This is a genomic window from Streptomyces sp. NPDC005281, from assembly GCF_040607495.1.
In the GTDB taxonomy this organism is placed as follows: Bacteria; Actinomycetota; Actinomycetes; order Streptomycetales; family Streptomycetaceae; genus Streptomyces.
The window spans coordinates 227,468-243,616 of record NZ_JBEXGX010000009.1 but is presented as its reverse complement, the minus strand read 5'-3'; the positions used below and the strand labels follow the sequence as shown (position 1 = coordinate 243,616).

16 protein-coding genes and 1 riboswitch are annotated in these 16,149 nt (G+C 72.2%); of the genes, 8 read left to right on the top strand and 8 right to left on the bottom strand.

Annotated features, from left to right (window positions below; translation table 11 throughout):
- Window positions 1-478 precede the first annotated feature (478 nt).
- Window positions 479-1,135 (bottom strand): SCO2322 family protein, encoded by a 657-nt coding sequence (locus ABZV42_RS15625; RefSeq protein WP_355985030.1) that lies wholly within the window; start codon window positions 1,133-1,135, stop codon window positions 479-481.
- Entirely contained in the window at window positions 1,132-2,376 is a 1,245-nt protein-coding gene (locus ABZV42_RS15620) for a prenyltransferase/squalene oxidase repeat-containing protein (protein WP_356052219.1), read from the bottom strand. Before ABZV42_RS15620 ends, ABZV42_RS15625 begins: the two co-directional genes overlap by 4 nt.
- Window positions 2,377-2,509: 133 nt before the next feature.
- Window positions 2,510-2,573, bottom strand: a riboswitch (cobalamin riboswitch).
- Between the two features lie 113 nt (window positions 2,574-2,686).
- Here ABZV42_RS15620 and ABZV42_RS15615 point away from each other — a divergent pair.
- Entirely contained in the window at window positions 2,687-3,349 is a 663-nt protein-coding gene (locus ABZV42_RS15615; RefSeq protein ID WP_356052218.1) for a phosphotransferase, read from the top strand.
- 248 nt (window positions 3,350-3,597) lie between these two features.
- On the opposite strand, the gene ABZV42_RS15610 is transcribed toward ABZV42_RS15615, so the two are convergent.
- Complete coding sequence (locus ABZV42_RS15610; protein WP_355985036.1) at window positions 3,598-4,677, bottom strand: MBL fold metallo-hydrolase; 1,080 nt, start codon at window positions 4,675-4,677, stop codon at window positions 3,598-3,600.
- A gap of 193 nt (window positions 4,678-4,870) precedes the next feature.
- Between ABZV42_RS15610 and ABZV42_RS15605 the strand changes: the two genes are divergently transcribed.
- From ABZV42_RS15605 to ABZV42_RS15595, 3 genes are all read left to right on the top strand, one after another.
- Window positions 4,871-6,328: an aldehyde dehydrogenase gene (locus ABZV42_RS15605; RefSeq protein ID WP_356052217.1), complete on the top strand. Its 1,458-nt coding sequence runs from the start codon at window positions 4,871-4,873 to the stop codon at window positions 6,326-6,328.
- A 2-nt stretch (window positions 6,329-6,330) separates the two neighbouring features.
- The gene (locus ABZV42_RS15600; RefSeq protein WP_355985040.1) at window positions 6,331-6,564 is read left to right on the top strand and encodes a ferredoxin; all 234 of its coding nucleotides are present in this window, start codon (window positions 6,331-6,333) and stop codon (window positions 6,562-6,564) included.
- Between the two features lie 77 nt (window positions 6,565-6,641).
- Window positions 6,642-7,505, top strand: a complete 864-nt coding sequence (locus ABZV42_RS15595; protein WP_355985042.1) for a tetratricopeptide repeat protein — start codon at window positions 6,642-6,644, stop codon at window positions 7,503-7,505.
- 125 nt (window positions 7,506-7,630) lie between these two features.
- Here ABZV42_RS15595 and ABZV42_RS15590 read toward each other — a convergent pair whose 3' ends face one another.
- Complete coding sequence (locus ABZV42_RS15590) at window positions 7,631-8,344, bottom strand: TetR family transcriptional regulator (protein WP_355985044.1); 714 nt, start codon at window positions 8,342-8,344, stop codon at window positions 7,631-7,633.
- A 240-nt stretch (window positions 8,345-8,584) separates the two neighbouring features.
- Here ABZV42_RS15590 and ABZV42_RS15585 point away from each other — a divergent pair, with 240 nt between their 5' ends.
- The 3 genes from ABZV42_RS15585 to ABZV42_RS15575 are packed head-to-tail and all read left to right on the top strand — an operon-like array spanning window position 8,585 to window position 11,900.
- Window positions 8,585-10,054 (top strand): glycosyltransferase family 4 protein, encoded by a 1,470-nt coding sequence (locus tag ABZV42_RS15585; RefSeq protein ID WP_356052214.1) that lies wholly within the window; start codon window positions 8,585-8,587, stop codon window positions 10,052-10,054.
- The gene (locus ABZV42_RS15580) at window positions 10,048-10,821 is read left to right on the top strand and encodes a class I SAM-dependent methyltransferase (RefSeq protein ID WP_355985048.1); all 774 of its coding nucleotides are present in this window, start codon (window positions 10,048-10,050) and stop codon (window positions 10,819-10,821) included. The genes ABZV42_RS15585 and ABZV42_RS15580 overlap by 7 nt, the downstream gene beginning before the upstream one ends.
- Complete coding sequence (locus tag ABZV42_RS15575) at window positions 10,818-11,900, top strand: prenyltransferase (protein WP_356052212.1); 1,083 nt, start codon at window positions 10,818-10,820, stop codon at window positions 11,898-11,900. Before ABZV42_RS15580 ends, ABZV42_RS15575 begins: the two co-directional genes overlap by 4 nt.
- Before the next feature lie 76 nt (window positions 11,901-11,976).
- Here the strand turns inward: ABZV42_RS15575 and ABZV42_RS15570 are convergent, their stop codons facing one another.
- Window positions 11,977-12,270, bottom strand: a complete 294-nt coding sequence (locus ABZV42_RS15570; RefSeq protein ID WP_355985053.1) for a hypothetical protein — start codon at window positions 12,268-12,270, stop codon at window positions 11,977-11,979.
- A 160-nt stretch (window positions 12,271-12,430) separates the two neighbouring features.
- On the opposite strand from ABZV42_RS15570, the gene ABZV42_RS15565 reads away from it, so the two are divergent.
- Window positions 12,431-12,994 carry a hypothetical protein gene (locus tag ABZV42_RS15565; RefSeq protein ID WP_355985055.1) on the top strand — a complete coding sequence of 188 codons (564 nt, stop codon included), beginning with the start codon at window positions 12,431-12,433 and terminating at the stop codon, window positions 12,992-12,994.
- A gap of 40 nt (window positions 12,995-13,034) precedes the next feature.
- Here ABZV42_RS15565 and ABZV42_RS15560 read toward each other — a convergent pair whose 3' ends face one another.
- The 3 genes from ABZV42_RS15560 to ABZV42_RS15550 all read right to left on the bottom strand — a co-directional run bounded on the left by ABZV42_RS15560 (window position 13,035) and on the right by ABZV42_RS15550 (window position 16,132).
- The gene (locus tag ABZV42_RS15560) at window positions 13,035-14,045 is read right to left on the bottom strand and encodes an LLM class F420-dependent oxidoreductase (protein WP_355985057.1); all 1,011 of its coding nucleotides are present in this window, start codon (window positions 14,043-14,045) and stop codon (window positions 13,035-13,037) included.
- Window positions 14,046-14,160: 115 nt separating this feature from the next.
- A complete protein-coding gene (locus ABZV42_RS15555; RefSeq protein ID WP_356052209.1) occupies window positions 14,161-14,973 on the bottom strand; it encodes a DUF5336 domain-containing protein in 813 nt (270 codons plus the stop codon).
- A gap of 172 nt (window positions 14,974-15,145) precedes the next feature.
- Complete coding sequence (locus ABZV42_RS15550; protein ID WP_356052206.1) at window positions 15,146-16,132, bottom strand: N-acetylmuramoyl-L-alanine amidase; 987 nt, start codon at window positions 16,130-16,132, stop codon at window positions 15,146-15,148.
- Window positions 16,133-16,149 lie beyond the last annotated feature (17 nt).

The following is a 16,149-nucleotide window of genomic DNA, read 5'->3' as shown; positions in this document are numbered from 1 at the left end:
CGTCGGCACGGGCCGTGGCGGGGGCGTCGGTACGGGCCGTGGCGGGGGCGTCGGTACGGGCCGTGGCGGGGGCGGCGGGGGCGGCGGTACGACTCGTACCGGCCGCACCGCCGTGGGGGCGGGGACGGGTGCGGGTGCGGGTGCGGGAGTCCGGTGACGGCCCTGTCGGGGTGGCGGACGGTGACGATCCTGCCGGGCCGGCGGACGGCGGCGATCCTGCCGGGGCGGCGGACGGCGGCGATCCTGTCGGGCCGGCGATCGGTGACGATTCCGTACGGCTGGAGTTCGGCGATGGCTCCGCCTTGTCGGCGTTCGTCGGTCGCTCCGCCGGCTCGGCGCTCGGCCGTGATGTCGCCCCGGCCGCAGCCGGGTCCGGGCGCTGAGGCCCCAACTTCCGTATCTGCCGCCGCCGTTCGGGCAGGGAGGAGCCCCACCTCGTCGCGGGGCGGTCGCGGTCGGACTCCGTCATGAGCTGCGCCTAGCCCTTGCGCCGACGGGCCTGCCAGACGGCCGCCGCACCCAGCACGGCCACCGCCGCCGCTCCCGCGAAGAGGCCCACCGAGGGGCCGTGGCCGGCCGGCGCCGAGGCGTGCGGGCGCGCGGACGCGGTCGGTCCGCCGGCCGCGACCGGGTCGCCGCAGCCCGTACCCGGATAGCCCGTGATGGCGCACAGCAGCGCGTTGGTGTCGTAGCGCAGGGGACCGGCGACCGCCGCCAGGGCCTCCGCGGTGCTCGCGTCGGGGCCGACCAGGGCGCAGGCGGTGCGCGCGGACGGCGGTGTCTCGCCGGACGGCGCGTCGGCGGCCGTGCCCGGGTCGATGACCAGGGCCACCCGCTTCTTGCCGTGCCGGGCGGGCGTCTTGGCGCAGATCGCGGCGAACTCCCGCTCCCCGCGCGGCTGTACGGCGTGCTGGGAGTCCTCGCTCACCGCGAAGCGGAAGCCCTGGACATCGCCGTCGGACGGCCGCGCGGTCGACGGGCCCTGGGTGGCGTACGTCCACTTTCCGCCGGTCAGGTCCCAGAAGGACCAGTAGCGGTAGCCGACGGCCCGAGCCTGCCCCGCGCCGCCGAGGACGAGGAGCAGGAGAGCCAGCGCCAGGGCAAGAGCGGGCGCGGTCGTCCGACGGCCGGTCACAGCTGGCGCTTCTTGTTGCGGCCGCTGATCAGGAAGCCGATGCCGATACCCGCGACCAGGCCGATGCCGATGATCCACCAGACGCCGAGCCCGTTGCCGCCGTCCTTCTTCTCGTCGTTCTTCTTCTCGCTCGGGCTCGCCGAGGCGCCGGCCGCGACCGGCGCCGGGCCCGTGGCGGCCAGCTGCGCCACCAGGTCCTTGCCGCCGAAGTCGCGCGGGTCGGTGCCGGTGGCGTGCGCGGCGAAGATCAGCTGCGCGTACGCGGCGGGGCCGGACTTGGCCGCCCAGTCGGCGGAGTTCTTCTCCAGCCAGGCGAGCGGCTTCTTCGCGAGCTTGACCGCGCCGTCGGCGGCGAGGGCCGAGACCGCGTCCGCCGTGTTGCCGTAGTCGGGCTGGTCCTTGGCGCCCGGGAGCGCGGACTTCAGGTAGGAGGTCTTCGCGAGCGTCTTGGCCAGGTAGTCGGCGCCGTTCGACCCGGCGTCCGTCCGGTTGGGGGTGTCGGCGACGACGCACTGCGTGCGGTCGTACGGCGCGAGGCCCGCCTCCGCCACGAAACCCTCGCCCAGACTCGCGACCACGCCCGCCGCGGTCGCGTCCGCGTTGGCGACCAGCTTGCCCTTCTTGTCGGGCTGGTAGGCGAAGGCGCCGCCGCCCTCTCCTCCGCAGACCTTCGACAGTTTCACCAGGACGTCGTACGGGGACTTGCCGTCCTTGGTGACGTTCTGGGGCTTCTTGCCGACCGCCTTCAGCGCGCCGATCACGACGGACGTCGAGTTGGTGTCGCTGGCCCCGCCGGCCATGTAACCCCAGCCGCCGTCCTTGTTCTGGACGGACTTGAGCCAGGTCACGGCCCTGCCGGTGACCTCGTCGTGGTTGCCGAGCGCGCCGAGGGCCTGGACCGCGGCCGCGGTGCTGTTGGTGTCGACCTGTGTCTTCGCGTCGCACGCGGTGGTCGCGTCGGCGCGGTACGCGGCGAAGGCGCCGTTCGCGCACTGCTGGCCGATCAGCCAGCCGATGGCACCGGCGTCGGGGCTCTGGCCGACGGTGTGCTGGGCGAGCAGCGCGAGCGACTGCCGCCAGACACCGTCGTACGTCGGGTCGGCGGAGCCGAACAGGCCCGAGGGCAGCGCCGCCGAGGGGGACGGTGAGGGGGACGAGCCGGCGGCCGAGGCGGCCGGTGCGACGACCGCCCCGAAGACGGCGGTGGCGGCCAGTACCGCGGCGGTGCGGCGAACAGACATGACTCTCCCTGCGGGGAGCCGGGCAGCACCGGGCACGCTCAGGCATCCGGGCGGCTCCGGCTCCGTATCCCTCGACGGTGCCGGCCGTCGGCGGGCTGCCGAGGGCACGAGCCGGTCACGTCCCGTGCGAGGCGATCCGGCTCACCACCTAGGTGGCTCACGGTTGCGGGTCAGCGCCGGACTTGCACCGGCTTCTCCTCGTAAGGGTGTGATGACGACGCGCACACTCTACCGGCCGCCCGGAATCCGCCGGGTGTTGCCTGGGGCACGGCCCCGGAGTGACCTGGGCGACATCCGCTAGGTTCGGCTCATGCGAACGGGGAGACTGCTCGGCTCGGGGCGTTCGGCGGATGTCTACGAGATCGACGAGGCGTGGGTGCTGCGGCGGGACCGCGGCGGCTGGGGCGACGCGACGGCCGAGGCGGCGGTGATGCAGCACGTGCGCTCGCACGGCTATCCGGTGCCGGGTGTGCGGGCCGCGACCCGCGGGGACCTGGTGATGGAGCGGCTGTCGGGGCCGACCATGCTGGAGGCGTTCGGGCAGGGGCTGCTCTCCGCCCAGGAGGCGGGCCTCACGCTGGCCAGGCTGCTGCGCAAGCTGCACGCCGTGCCCGCCCGGCTCTCCGCCGACCCGGCCGTCCGTGTCCTGCATCTGGATCTCCACCCCGACAACGTGATGCTCACCCCGGACGGCCCGAAGGTCATCGACTGGTCCAACGCCGAGGAGGGGCCGCCCGGTCTCGACTGGGCGATGTCCGCCGTGATCCTCGCCCAGGTCGCCGTCGGCGGCGAGGCGATCGGGGACGTGGCCGAGGAGACGCTGGAGGCCCTCCTCGACGGGAACGAGGACCAGGTGACCGGGGCGGGGCTCGCGGAGGCGGGCCGGCGCAGGGCGGCCAACCCGACGATGACCACACGGGAGGTCGAACTCCTCGGAGAGGCCGACGAGTTGATACGGGCGCTGCTGGGCTGAGCGCCCGGTGCTGTGCGGTGCGGTGCTCTGCTGTGCGGTGCGGTCGCGTCGCACCGCCGCCTGCCCCGCGTCACACTGCGCCGTGCCGAGTCGCACTGACTCCTATGGCGTCACACGGCCCCGTGCCGCGTCACACGGCCCCGTGCCGCGTCACACGGCCCCGTGCCGCGTCACACGGCCCCGTGCCGCGTCACACGGCCCCGTGCCGCGTCATGCCGCCCGTGCCGCGTCACGCCGCCCCTGCCGGGTCACACCGCCACGTACGTCACCGGATCGCTGCTCGTCACCGCTTCCGCCCGGCCCAGCTTCACCAGCCGGCGTATGTGGGCCTCGGCCTCGGAGACCGCGATGTTCCGTGATCCGTAGGGGATGTCGGCCCATGGGCGGTTCCACTCCATCCGCTCGGCGAGCTGCCAGGGCGTGAGCGGGACCGAGAGGAGAGCGAGGAGGCCGGTGAGCCGTTCCTCGTGGTGCGTGAGCAACTCCGCGACCCGGGCAGGGGCGTCGGTGAACACGTGCTGGTGTGCCGGGAGCACCTCGGCGGGGGCGAGGCGGCCGACGCGCTCCAGGGAGTCGAGGTAGTCGCCGAGCGGGTCGGCGATCTCCCCGACGCTCTCGATGCCGTTCGCGTAGGGAGGGCGCCCGTGGGTGTCGGGGTCCTCGTAGAGGCCGATGTGCGGGGTGATCCTCGGGAGCAGGTGGTCGCCGGAGAACAGGCGGCCGTTGCCGGGCAGTTGTGCCGGGTGGGTCTCCTCCAGGTGGAGGCAGACGTGCCCGGGTGTGTGGCCCGGGGTCCAGACGGCGCGCAGCCGGCGGCCCGGCAGGGCGACGAATTCACCCGGGACGATCTCGCGGTCGGGCAGCGCCGGGGAGAAGCCGGGCAGGGTGCTGGGGCGGCGGGTCGAGGCGCTCGCCTCGCGGAGCGGGGCGATGTGCTCCTCGGGGGCGCCGGAGGCCGCCAGCTTGGCGGCCATGTAGGCGAACCAGCGCTCGGGCCGGTTCTCCCGGGTGCGCCGGACGATCGCCGTGTCGGCGGCGTGCATCGCGATCCAGGCGCCGGACGCCTCGCGGACCCGGCCCGACAGGCCGTGGTGGTCGGGGTGGTGGTGGGTGATGACCACGCCGTGGATCTCTTCGACGGTGGTCCCGCAGCCGGCGATCCCCTCGACGAGGGTGTCCCAGGAGTCGGGGTCGTCCCAGCCGGTGTCGATGAGCACGGGTCCCGCGTCGGTGTCGACGAGGTACACCAGCGTGTGGCCGAGCGGGTTGTCCGGGATGGGGACCCTGATCGACCGTACGCCCCCGCCGTGATCGGTCACCTGCGTCATGCGCTTCCACCCATCGCCGATTCCCGCCACTATAACTAGAACGAGTTCCAATGGGAGCCCAAGTCGACTGTTGCGTCCGCATGGTGGGGCACGTCGGCGCCGTGGACTCATGTCACCGGAACTGGTATCAGTTCTCGTATCTGATGAAGCGTCAGACATGGTGCCGGAGAGCGCCCCTGGGAGGCAGTCGGCCATGACCGAGCTCGTGGAACACGGACAGCTGTTCATCGGCGGGGAGTTGACCGACCCCCTCGGCAAGGACGTCATCGAGGTGATCTCGCCGCACACCGAGAAGGTCATCGGCCGGGTGCCGCACGCCTCGGCGGCGGATGTGGACCGGGCCGTCGCCGCCGCGCGCCGGGCGTTCGACGAGGGCCCCTGGCCGCGCATGACTCTCGGCGAGCGGATCGCGGTCGTGGCCCGGATCAAGGACGCCATCGCCGTACGCCACGAGGAGATCGCCCGCGTCATCTCCTCCGAGAACGGCTCCCCCTACTCCTGGAGCGTCCTCGCGCAGGCCCTCGGCGCGATGATGGTGTGGGACTCGGCGATCACGGTCGCGCGCGGCTACACGTACGAGGAGAGGCGCGACGGGGTCCTCGGCAAACTCCTCGTCCGCCGTGAGCCGGTGGGCGTGGTGGCGGCCGTGGTGCCGTGGAACGTCCCCCAGTTCGTGGCGGCGGCCAAGCTCGCCCCCGCGCTGCTGACCGGCTGCACCGTCGTACTGAAGCCGTCGCCCGAATCGCCCCTGGACGCCTATCTGCTGGGGGAGATCGCGAAGGAGGCCGGACTGCCCGAAGGGGTGCTGTCGATCCTCCCGGCCGACCGCGAGGTCAGCGAGTACCTGGTCGGGCATCCCGGCATCGACAAGGTCTCCTTCACCGGCTCGGTCGCCGCGGGCAAGCGGGTCATGGAGGTCGCCGCACGTCATCTCACCCGCGTGACCCTTGAGTTGGGCGGCAAGTCGGCGGCCGTCGTCCTGCCTGACGCGGACCTCGGCACCTCCGTCCCCGGGATCGTCTCGGCTGCCTGGATGAACAACGGCCAGGCGTGCGTGGCCCAGACCCGCATCCTCGTGCCCCGCTCGCGCTACGACGAGTTCGCGGACGCCTTCGCCTCGGCGGCGAACGCGCTGGTCGTCGGCGATCCGCTCGACCCGGCCACCCAGGTCGGCCCGCTGGTCGCCGAGCGGCAGCAGCGGCGCAACCTCGACTACATCCGCATCGGCCAGGAGGAGGGCGCCAAGATCCTGGCGGGCGGCGGGCGTCCGCAGGGCCTCGACCGCGGCTGGTACGTCGAGCCGACCCTGTTCGGAGACGTCGACAACTCGATGCGCATCGCCCGGGAGGAGATCTTCGGCCCGGTGATCTGCCTTCTCCCCTACGGCGACGAGGCCGAGGCCGTGAAGATCGCCAACGACTCCGACTACGGGCTGAGCGGCAGCGTCTGGACGGCGGACGTCGCCCATGGCATCGACATCGCCCGCCAGGTCCGTACCGGCACCTACTCGGTGAACACCTTCAGCCTCGACATGCTGGGCCCCTTCGGCGGCTACAAGAACTCCGGTCTGGGGCGGGAGTTCGGGCCCGAGGGGTACGGCGAGTTCCTGGAGCACAAGATGATCCACCTGCCGGCCGGCTGGGAGGCCTGAGGATGGGCGACCGCTGGCAGGTCGGGGTCGACCGCTCGGTCTGCATCGGCTCGGCCCAGTGCGTCCACCTGGCCCCGGACGCCTTCCGCCTCGACGCAGGCATGCAGTCCCACCCCCTCGAGCCGGAGACCGACGCCAACGAGAAGATCCTCGAAGCGGCCGAGGGCTGCCCGGTGGAGGCCGTCATGATCTCCCTGCTGAGCAGCGGCGAGCCGGTGTTCCCGCCGGAGGAATAGGGCGCGGGGCCGGGCACGAGGGCGGGCCGCTCCCCGGATATCCTCGCCGCTTCGACGGATCGACCGGGGCGGGAAGCGTGCACAAGTCCGAGGCCAGGAAGCTGATCAGCGAAGCGACGACGGCGTGGGACGCGGAGGAGTGGCAGCGCTCCGCCGACCTCTACGAGCGGGTGCTCGCGCATTTCCCCGACGAGGGGCCGAGCGCGGTGTGGTGGTACGACGCCGCGCTCGCCCACAAGTTCCTGCGCAACTGGGAGAAGGCCCGCGAGCTCGGACGCGAGGCGGCGGCCCGTGCCCCGCGCGGCGAGGGCGATCCGGCGTACTGGAACCTCGGCGTCGCCGCCACGATTCTGCGGGACTGGACCACGGCCCGCGACGCCTGGAGCGGCTTCGGCATCGAACTCCCCGACGGGGAGGGCGAGATCGAGGGCCGCTTCGGCGCCGCCTGCGTACGGCTGGACACCGAAGGGGAGCGGGAGGTCGTGTGGATCGAGCGGTTGTGCCCGACCCGGGGGCGCGTGGTGAACGTGCCCGTCACGGGCGGGCGGCGGTACGGCGAGATCGTGGTGCACGACGGCGAACCCAAGGGGGAGCGGGTCTACGACGGCACGACGTTTCCCGTGTTCGACGAGCTCACGCTCTTCGAGGAGTCGCCGCTGCCGACCCTGGAGGTGACGGTCGCCGCGGGCGACGCGGCCGACCTGGAGGCGCTGCTCGCCCTGTTCACCGAGCACGGCTTCGGCGCCGAGCCGGCCAGTGCCGTACGCCTCCTCTGCGCCTGTTGCAGCGAGGGCACCCATCAGCAGGAACGCCATGTACGGGCGGGCGCCCAGGCGGTGTCGCTGGCCGCCCCGGAGGCGGACGCCCGGCGGCTGCTGGAACGCTGGGCGGAGGAGAAGGCGATCGGGCGCAGCTGGAGCGGGTTGGAGCAGGTGGGCTGACCCCGGCTCCGGCGACCGCCCGGGCCGTCCCGGTCTCCCCGGCACCGGCGGCCCTCCGGTCAGTCCCGGCCCTCCCGGCTCAGGCGACCGCCCCGGTCTTCCCGGCTCCGGCGGCCCTCCGGGCCCTACCGGCTCCGGCCGGGGTCCTGCGGGCCGGTCAGGTCGATCAGGCGGCAGACCGTTTCGATGTCTATCTTGACCTGGGCGATCGAGGCGCGGCCGGAGAGCCAGGTGATCAGGGCCGAGTGCCAGGTGTGCTCGATGACGCGGACGGCCGAGAGCTGGGCCGGTGTCGGGTCGTCGAGGCCCATCGCGTCCAGGATGATCACCGTGGTCTGCCGCGAGACCTGGTCGACCTCGGGGCTGACACTGCGGTCAGCGAAGGTGAGCGCGCGGACCATCGCGTCGGCCAGGTGCGGCTCGCGCTGGAGGGCGCGGAACGCCCGCATCAGCGTCTCCGCCACCCGCTCCGCGGCCGTGTCCCCGGCCGGCGGCTTCTTGCGCAGCGTGCCGTGCATGCGCTCCAGCTGGTCCTGCATCGTGGCGACCAGCAGATGCACCTTCGAGGGGAAGTAGCGGTACAGGGTGCCGAGCGCGACCTGGGAGGACTCCGCGACCTCGCGCATCTGCACGGCGTCGAACCCGCCCCGGCTGGCCAGCTGCGCGCTCGCGTGCAGGATCCGGCGGCGGCGCGCCTCCTGACGCTCGGTGAGCGGGGGAGAGGCGGGATGCGACATGGAGTGCGGCCGGGTGTGCGCGGTGCCGGACGGTGCGGCGGGCGTGCTGGCCCCCGGCGCCGGTCGCGCGTTCTTCGAGTCCGCCTTGGCTTCCGCAGGCATGGGTCCGTTCCGTGACATCAGCGAGAGGGAGCGACGAGCCGGCCCGGCTGGGTGCGGCGCCACCGAGTGGACCAGCTGATCCCGCCGTCCCGTCGTGGCGTGAATCACCTGATCCACCGCTCACAGCGGCGCTACCTGCCGGTAGATTCAATGCTCCGTGAACGATCAAGTCTGAAACTTGTTCTAGATTAGCGTCCCGGCGTAATCTCGCGGGAAAGTGCAGGGAGAAGGGGACCGGAAGTGACCGCTGAGGCCATGGAGGCGGACCCCGGGAAGGGCGCGGCAGCCGACGGGGAACAACCCCTGCGCATCGCGCTCCTCACCTACAAGGGCAACCCGTTCTGCGGCGGCCAGGGTGTCTATGTACGGCATCTCTCGCGCGAACTCGCCCGCCTCGGTCACCGTGTCGAGGTCATCGGATCCCAGCCCTACCCCGTGCTCGACGAGGGTCTCGACGGCCTGAGCCTCACCGAGCTGCCCAGCCTCGACCTCTACCGCCAGCCCGACCCCTTCCGCACCCCCGGGCGCGACGAGTACCGGGACTGGATCGACGCCCTCGAGGTCGGCACGATGTGGACCGGCGGCTTCCCCGAGCCGCTGACCTTCTCGCTGCGCGCCCGCCGCCATCTGCGGGCCCGGCGCGGCGAGTTCGACGTCGTCCACGACAACCAGACGCTCGGCTACGGACTGCTGGGGGATGTCGGCGCCCCGCTGGTGACCACCATCCACCACCCCATCACCGTCGACCGGCAGCTGGAGCTGGACGCGGCCGAGGGCTGGCAGCGCCGCGCCTCGGTCCGCCGCTGGTACGCCTTCACCCGTATGCAGAAGCGCGTCGCGCGCCGTCTGCCGTCAGTCCTCACCGTCTCCGGCACCTCCCGCCAGGAGATCGTCGACCATCTGCGGGTCGAGCGGGACCGCATCCACGTCGTCCACATCGGCGCGGACACCGACCTCTTCTCGCCGGATCCGTCCGTGCCCCAGGTGCCGGGCCGCATCGTGACCACGTCCAGCGCCGACGTGCCGCTCAAGGGCCTGGTGTTCCTCGTCGAGGCGCTCGCGAAGGTGCGCACCGAACACCCGGGCGCGCACCTCGTCGTCGTCGGCAAGCGCGCCGAGGACGGGCCGGTCGCCCAGGCCATCGAGCGCTACGGCCTCGACGGCGCCGTCGAGTTCGTCAAGGGCATCTCCGACGCCGAGCTCGTGGACCTCGTCCGCTCGGCCGAGGTCGCCTGTGTGCCCTCCCTGTACGAGGGCTTCTCGCTGCCCGCCGCCGAGGCGATGGCCACCGGGACGCCGCTGGTGGCCACCACCGGCGGAGCGATCCCCGAGGTCGCGGGAACCGACGGCGAGACCTGCCTCGCGGTCCCGCCGGGCGACCCGGGAGCGCTGGCGGCGGCCCTCGGCCGGCTCCTCGGCGACCCCGCGCTGCGGGCCCGGCTCGGCTCCGCCGGGCGCGAGCGCGTCCTTGCGCGCTTCACCTGGGCCAAGGCGGCCGAGGGCACGGTGGCCCACTACCGTGCGGCGATGGCCCTCCCCGCGTCCCGGCTCCGCTCGCGCGCCGCCGCCGCGGGCACCGACGGTCGCGGCGGCGCGCCGGACGCCGGCTCCCCGGCGGCCCCGGGACCCGACAGCGCCGGGGCCGCGGAAGACACTCCCGCCGCCGAAGAACTAGTTGCAGCCAACCGCGAAAGCAGGGCCACGTGCTGACCGTCGACTTCTCCCGGTTCCCGCTCGCGCCGGGCGACCGCGTCCTGGACCTCGGATGCGGTGCCGGCCGGCACGCCTTCGAGTGCTACCGGCGCGGCGCGCAGGTCGTGGCGCTGGACCAGAACGGCGAGGAGATCCGCGAGGTCGCGAAGTGGTTCGCGGCGATGAAGGAGGCCGGGGAGGCGCCCGCCGGGGCCACCGCCACGGCCATGGAGGGTGACGCCCTCGCCCTGCCCTTCCCCGACGAGTCCTTCGACGTCGTGATCATCTCCGAGGTCATGGAGCACATCCCGGACGACAAGGGCGTCCTCGCCGAGATGGTCCGTGTGCTCAGGCCGGGCGGGCGCATCGCCATCACCGTGCCGCGCTACGGCCCCGAGAAGGTCTGCTGGACCCTGTCCGACGCCTACCACGAGGTCGAGGGCGGCCACATCCGCATCTACAAGGCGGACGAGCTGCTCGGGAAGATCCGCGAGGCCGGGCTGCGGCCCTACGGCTCGCACCACGCGCACGCGCTGCACTCGCCGTACTGGTGGCTGAAGTGCGCGTTCGGCGTCGACAACGACAAGGCGCTGCCCGTGCGGGCGTACCACAAGCTGCTGGTCTGGGACATCATGAAGAAGCCGCTGGCCACCCGGGTCGTCGAGCAGGCGCTCAACCCGGTGATCGGCAAGAGCTTCGTGGCGTACGCGACCAAGCCGCACCTGCCCGAGCTCGCCGGCACGGCGGACTCCGCGACCGCCGCTTCCGGGACGGACACCAAGTGACCACTCCCCGGCGGACAGAACACCTCGTCCTGCCCGGGGTCCTCACCGCCGAGGAGGCCGCCGCCACCGTGCGCGGGATCCTCGCGGTGCAGCGCCCCGACGGAGCCATCCCGTGGTTCCGCGGCCACCACCTCGACCCGTGGGACCACACCGAGGCCGCCATGGCGCTCGACGCGGCCGGCGAGCACGAGGCCGCCGAGCGGGCCTACGAGTGGCTGGCATGGCATCAGAACGACGACGGCTCCTGGTACGCGGCCTACGCGGACGGGGACTTCGAGGACGTCACCGACCGCGGCCGCGAGACCAACTTCTGCGCTTACATCGCGGTCGGCGTCTGGCACCACTACCTCGCGACCGGCGACGACGTGTTCCTGGACCGCATGTGGCCCGCGGTCTACGCGGCCATCGAGTTCGTGCTGCGGCTCCAGCAGCCCGGCGGGCAGATCGGCTGGAAGCGCGAGGACGACGGACGGGTCGTCGAGGACGCGCTGCTGACCGGGAGTTCGTCGGTCCACCACGCGCTGCGCTGTGCGCTCGCCATCGCCGAGCAGCGCGAAGAGCCGCAGCCCGACTGGGAGCTGGCGGTCGGCGCGCTGCGGCACGCGATCCGGCGGCACCCGGAGCGGTTCCTCGACAAGGACCGCTACTCCATGGACTGGTACTACCCGGTGCTCGGCGGTGCGTTGACCGATGCCGAGGCCAAGTCCCGTATAGAGGACGGCTGGGACCGCTTCGTGGTGCCCGGTCTCGGGGTGCGCTGCGTGATTCCCAACCCGTGGGTGACCGGCGGTGAATCGGCCGAACTCGCCCTGACGCTCTGGGCGGTCGGCGAGTCCGACCGGGCCCTGGAGATCCTCCAGTCCATCCAGCACCTGCGCGATCCGGAGTCCGGTCTGTACTGGACGGGCTATGTCTTCGAGGACCGGGCCGTCTGGCCCGAGGAGCTCACCACCTGGACCGCGGGCTCCCTGCTGCTGGCGGTCGCCGCGCTCGGCGGCGACGAGCCCACCTGTGAGGTCTTCGGCGGCGAGCGCCTGCCCGCCGGCCTGGACCCCGACTGCTGCTCGACGACCGGCTGAAGGTCCGGACGGTCCTCGCTTCCCGGACCGTCCGGACACTCCGGAACCGCTGTGTGCTTCCGGCCGTCGGTGCCGGTCAGTGGCGGTGCATGCGGTTGGCGACGGCGTGGCCGATGAACAGGTAGACGACGGCGGCGAGTCCGTAGCCGGCGACGACACGCGCCCACGCCTTGTCGAAGGTGAACAGGTCACGCGACCAGCCGGCCAGCCAGCTCGCGGTGCTGTGGATGAACTGCACGAGGTCGTTGCCACGATTGGCGTCGAGCAGATACATCAGGATCCAGAGACCGAGGATGACGGCCATGACGTCCGCGATGATCGCGATGACCGTCCCCGCCTGATTCGAGCCGTTGCGATATCTAGAGGACATGACCAGCGTGTTGCCCGTCGTTCCCGGATGAAACCCGAACGGGCCCCGCCGGGTGGCCCGGCCCCCGGCCCCGGGTGAGGCTGCCGGGAAGAGCCGTGTTCGCCCGCGAGGCGGGAGACCCGGCGGACCGGGGAGAACCGCCCCTCATCCGGAGGATTCCGTGCCCGTACCCATACGGCGCCTGATCGTGGCGCTGACCCTCTCCTGCGTCCTGATCAGCGGTGCCACGGCCTGTGGCGGCGGCGGATCCGGACAGGACACCGCCGCCGTGGCACCGATGGCCGCCACTCCCACGCCGACCACGTCGGCCGAGAAGCAGAAGTTCGCCAAGACCCGCTTCGTGGCGAACGCGGGGCTCGCGGCCGGCGCGACCTACCAGTGGATCGTCAAGCCCTGGAAGGCGGGCAAGTTCAAGAAGGGCACCAAGGGCCGCAAGCTCGCCCTGGTCAAGGCCGGGCTCGCCGGGGTCTTCGCGTACAACCGGCTCAAGGCCGCCTCGAAGAACGCCGAGGGCGACCCCGCGCTGTCCAAGGCCGTCGCGCCGCTCGCCGCGGGGATCGCCGCGCTCAAGAACCTGCCCGCCAAGCTGCGCAAGGGCGATTCGACGGACTCCGTGGCGAACTCCTTCGACGACGTCATCACCAAGGTGAAGGAGGCCGGGAAGAGCGCGGGCGCCGAGGTCAAGGACAAGGTGCCGTCGGCGTCCCAGCTCAGCGGCGGCTAGGGACGCGGACGGGCGTTCGGAACGGGCGCTCGGACGGGCCCTAGGAGTTCAGCTCGGCCAGTACGCGCAGGGTGTGGGGGTCCGGGGACAGGACCAGCAGGTCGGTCACCGGGCCCTTGCGCCACAACTCCAGCCGCTCGGCGATGCGTTCACGCGGGCCGACGAGCGAGATCTCGTCCGCGAAGGCGTCCGGGACGGCCAGCACGGCCTCTTCCCGGCGTCCCTCCAGGAACAGCCGCTGGATCCTGCGGGCCTCCTCCTCGAAGCCCATCCGGGCCATCAGGTCGGCGTGGAAGTTGCGGGCCGCGTGTCCCATCCCGCCGATGTAGAAGCCGAGCATCGCCTTGACCGGCAGCAGCCCTTCGGCGACGTCGTCACAGACGTGCGCCCGGGCCATGGGCGCCACGAGGAAGCCCTCGGGCAGGCCGGCGAGCGAGGCCTCGTACGCCCGGGGGCGCGTCGGCGACCAGTACAGCGGCAGCCAGCCGTCCGCGATCCGGGTCGTCTGCGCGATGTTCTTCGGCCCCTCCGCACCGAGCAGGATCGGCAGTCGGGCCCGCAGCGGGTGGGTGATCGGCTTCAGCGCCTTGCCGAGCCCCGTGCCGTCGGCGCCCCGGTACGGGTGGGAGTGGAAGCGTCCGTCCAGCTCGACAGGACCCTCGCGCCTGAGGACCTGGCGTACGACGTCGACGTACTCCCGGGTCGCTGTCAGCGGCGACTTCGGGAACGGCCTTCCGTACCAGCCCTCGACGACCTGGGGCCCCGACAGGCCGAGGCCGAGCATCATGCGGCCGCCCGACAGATGGTCGAGGGTGAGCGCGTGCATCGCGGTGGTGGTGGGGGAGCGCGCGGCCATCTGCGCGATGGCCGTGCCGAGCCGGATGCGGGTGGTGTGCGCCGCGATCCAGGTGAGCGGGGTGAACGCGTCCGAACCCCAGGACTCGGCGGTCCACACCGAGTGGTAGCCGAGCCGCTCCGCCTCCTGGGCGAGCGGCACATGGTCCGCCGAGGGGCCGCGCCCCCAGTAGCCGAGCGCGAGACCTAGCCGCATGTCGCCTCCAGAGCCAGCATTCTGACGACCCGTCAGTTACGTGGGGTGCTGCGACTGTACGACAACGGCCCCCCGCCGGAAAGGGCGAGGGGCCGTGGCGAGAGCGATTCGCGGATCAGCCGCGCTGGATCCCCGAGGTGTCCTGAAGCACACCACGACGGCCGTCCTGCGTCTGCGCGACCAGGGTCGCACCGCGCTGCTCGACGGCCAGGTACCAGGAGCCCGGCGCCAGTTCGGCGATCGGCGCCTGCGCGCCGTCCTCCGAGAAGAGCGGCCGCGCGACCGGGACGGCGAACCAGAACGGCGAGAAGTCCTGGGCCGGGGTCTGCGTCTGCGGCATCGACGGCTGGCTCGGCTGCCCGCCGAACGGCTGCGCCGGCTGAGAGGGCTGCGAGGGCTGGCCGCCGAAGGAGGGCTGCTGGCCGGGCTGGCCGGGCTGCGGGGCCCCCGGGTATCCGTAACCACCCTGCGGCTGGGCGCCATAGGGCTGCGGGGCGTGCGGGGTCGGGGCGCTCATGAGAGCGGCCTGGAGGGCGGGGACGAGCGGGGTCGCGACGGCGCCGCCGACCAGGACGAGGGCCGCGATGAAGCCGAGGATGAGACCGGCGCCCGCGCTGATGCCGTTGGGGACGTCCACCAGCGACCAGAACTGGATCCAGGCGACGAGCACGGTGAATGCCACGCCGACTGCGCCCAGGTCGAGCCCGAGGACCTTGCGCGGCTGCGGCAGGCAGCGGTTGACGACGATCAGGGCGGCGCCGATGACCCCGCCCATGTAGAGGCCGAGGCCTTCGCCGAGGTTGTCCCACGCGGTAGGTGCCTCGTAGTACCCGGAGCCGGAGTAGTACTTGAGGAAGGACGCGATGAAGAGCAACACCGCTGCTCCGATCACCACGCCGTCGCCTCGAGTGAGGGAGCGGATATTCACTTCAGGTCCTTCGTCAGTCGTCTCGTCGTCGGTGAGGCATCGCTGTGCGCCGTGTCACCGACATGGTGCCGTTGTCGGGACTCGGTGTGAAGCGCGGGGGGTAGCCCTTTATCGTACGGACGACACTATCGTCCGGACGATCAGGGTGTCGCCGGGTTGGATCCGTAGATCACTACCCGTGCAGGAAACCAACGATTCCTTCAGAGATCCCCCGTGCCGCTTTCTCACGCCAGGCGCCACTGGTGAGCAGCGCAGCGTCCTTCGTATCGCGCATGTTGCCGCACTCGATGAACACCTTGGGAACCGTTGACAGATTGAGACCGCCGAGATCCCTACGGACCACAAGTCCGGTGCCGTCACCGACGTAGTTGGAGGGCGCGCTGCCCGTCTCGCGGACGAACAGGCCCGCGATGCGCTCGCCGAGATCGCGCGAGGCGGCGGCGATCGGGCGGGTGTCGGCGGCACCCGCGTGCACCGACGCCGGGAGGATCACATGGAAGCCGCGGTTGCCCTGCGCCGACCCGTCGGCGTGGATGGAGACGACCGCGTCCGCGTGCGCCGCGTTACCGATACGGGCCCGCTCGTCGACGCAGGGGCCGAAGGAACGGTTGCCGTCCTGGGTGAACTCGACCTTGGCACCCTGCTGTTCGAGGATGGCCCGCACCCGGTGCGCGACGTCGAGGGTGAACCTGGCTTCCGTGTAACCCGCGTTGGTCGACGTGCCGGTCGTGTCGCACGCCTTCCAGTTCGTTCCGATGTTCACCTTGCGGTTGATCTCGGACGTGTGCCGGAAGTTGCCCGGGTTGTGCCCCGGGTCGATGACGATGACCTTGCCCTTGAGCGAGCCCGAGACGGCGGGCGCCGAGGAGGAGGATGCCGGGGCGGACGACTTGCCCGGCTTGGCGTCGCCCGTCGCCGAGGCGGACGGACGCGCGGAGGAGGAAGAGGAGGAGGAGGCGGCGGGGGCGGAGCCGGGCGGGGACGACGACGACGCGGGAACGGCCCGGTCGGAGCCGCCCCCCGAGTTGTCTCCCACGGCCTGGTACACCAGCCAGCCGGCCAGCGCGCCCGGTACGAGCGCGACGAGCGCGACGGTGAGTGGTCCGCGCCGGAAACGGCGCGGCTGGGGCGGATCGAAGTCAGGGCCTACGTACGACACGTCAAGGACTCTAACCG

Coding starts and splice junctions, on each gene's coding strand:
- ABZV42_RS15620 (WP_356052219.1), bottom strand. CDS start 2,376: ATGTCTGTTCGCCGCACCGCCGCGGTACTGGCCGCCACCGCCGTCTTC.
- ABZV42_RS15615 (WP_356052218.1), top strand. CDS start 2,687: ATGCGAACGGGGAGACTGCTCGGCTCGGGGCGTTCGGCGGATGTCTAC.
- ABZV42_RS15610 (WP_355985036.1), bottom strand. CDS start 4,677: ATGACGCAGGTGACCGATCACGGCGGGGGCGTACGGTCGATCAGGGTC.
- ABZV42_RS15605 (WP_356052217.1), top strand. CDS start 4,871: ATGACCGAGCTCGTGGAACACGGACAGCTGTTCATCGGCGGGGAGTTG.
- ABZV42_RS15600 (WP_355985040.1), top strand. CDS start 6,331: ATGGGCGACCGCTGGCAGGTCGGGGTCGACCGCTCGGTCTGCATCGGC.
- ABZV42_RS15590 (WP_355985044.1), bottom strand. CDS start 8,344: ATGCCTGCGGAAGCCAAGGCGGACTCGAAGAACGCGCGACCGGCGCCG.
- ABZV42_RS15570 (WP_355985053.1), bottom strand. CDS start 12,270: ATGTCCTCTAGATATCGCAACGGCTCGAATCAGGCGGGGACGGTCATC.
- ABZV42_RS15560 (WP_355985057.1), bottom strand. CDS start 14,045: ATGCGGCTAGGTCTCGCGCTCGGCTACTGGGGGCGCGGCCCCTCGGCG.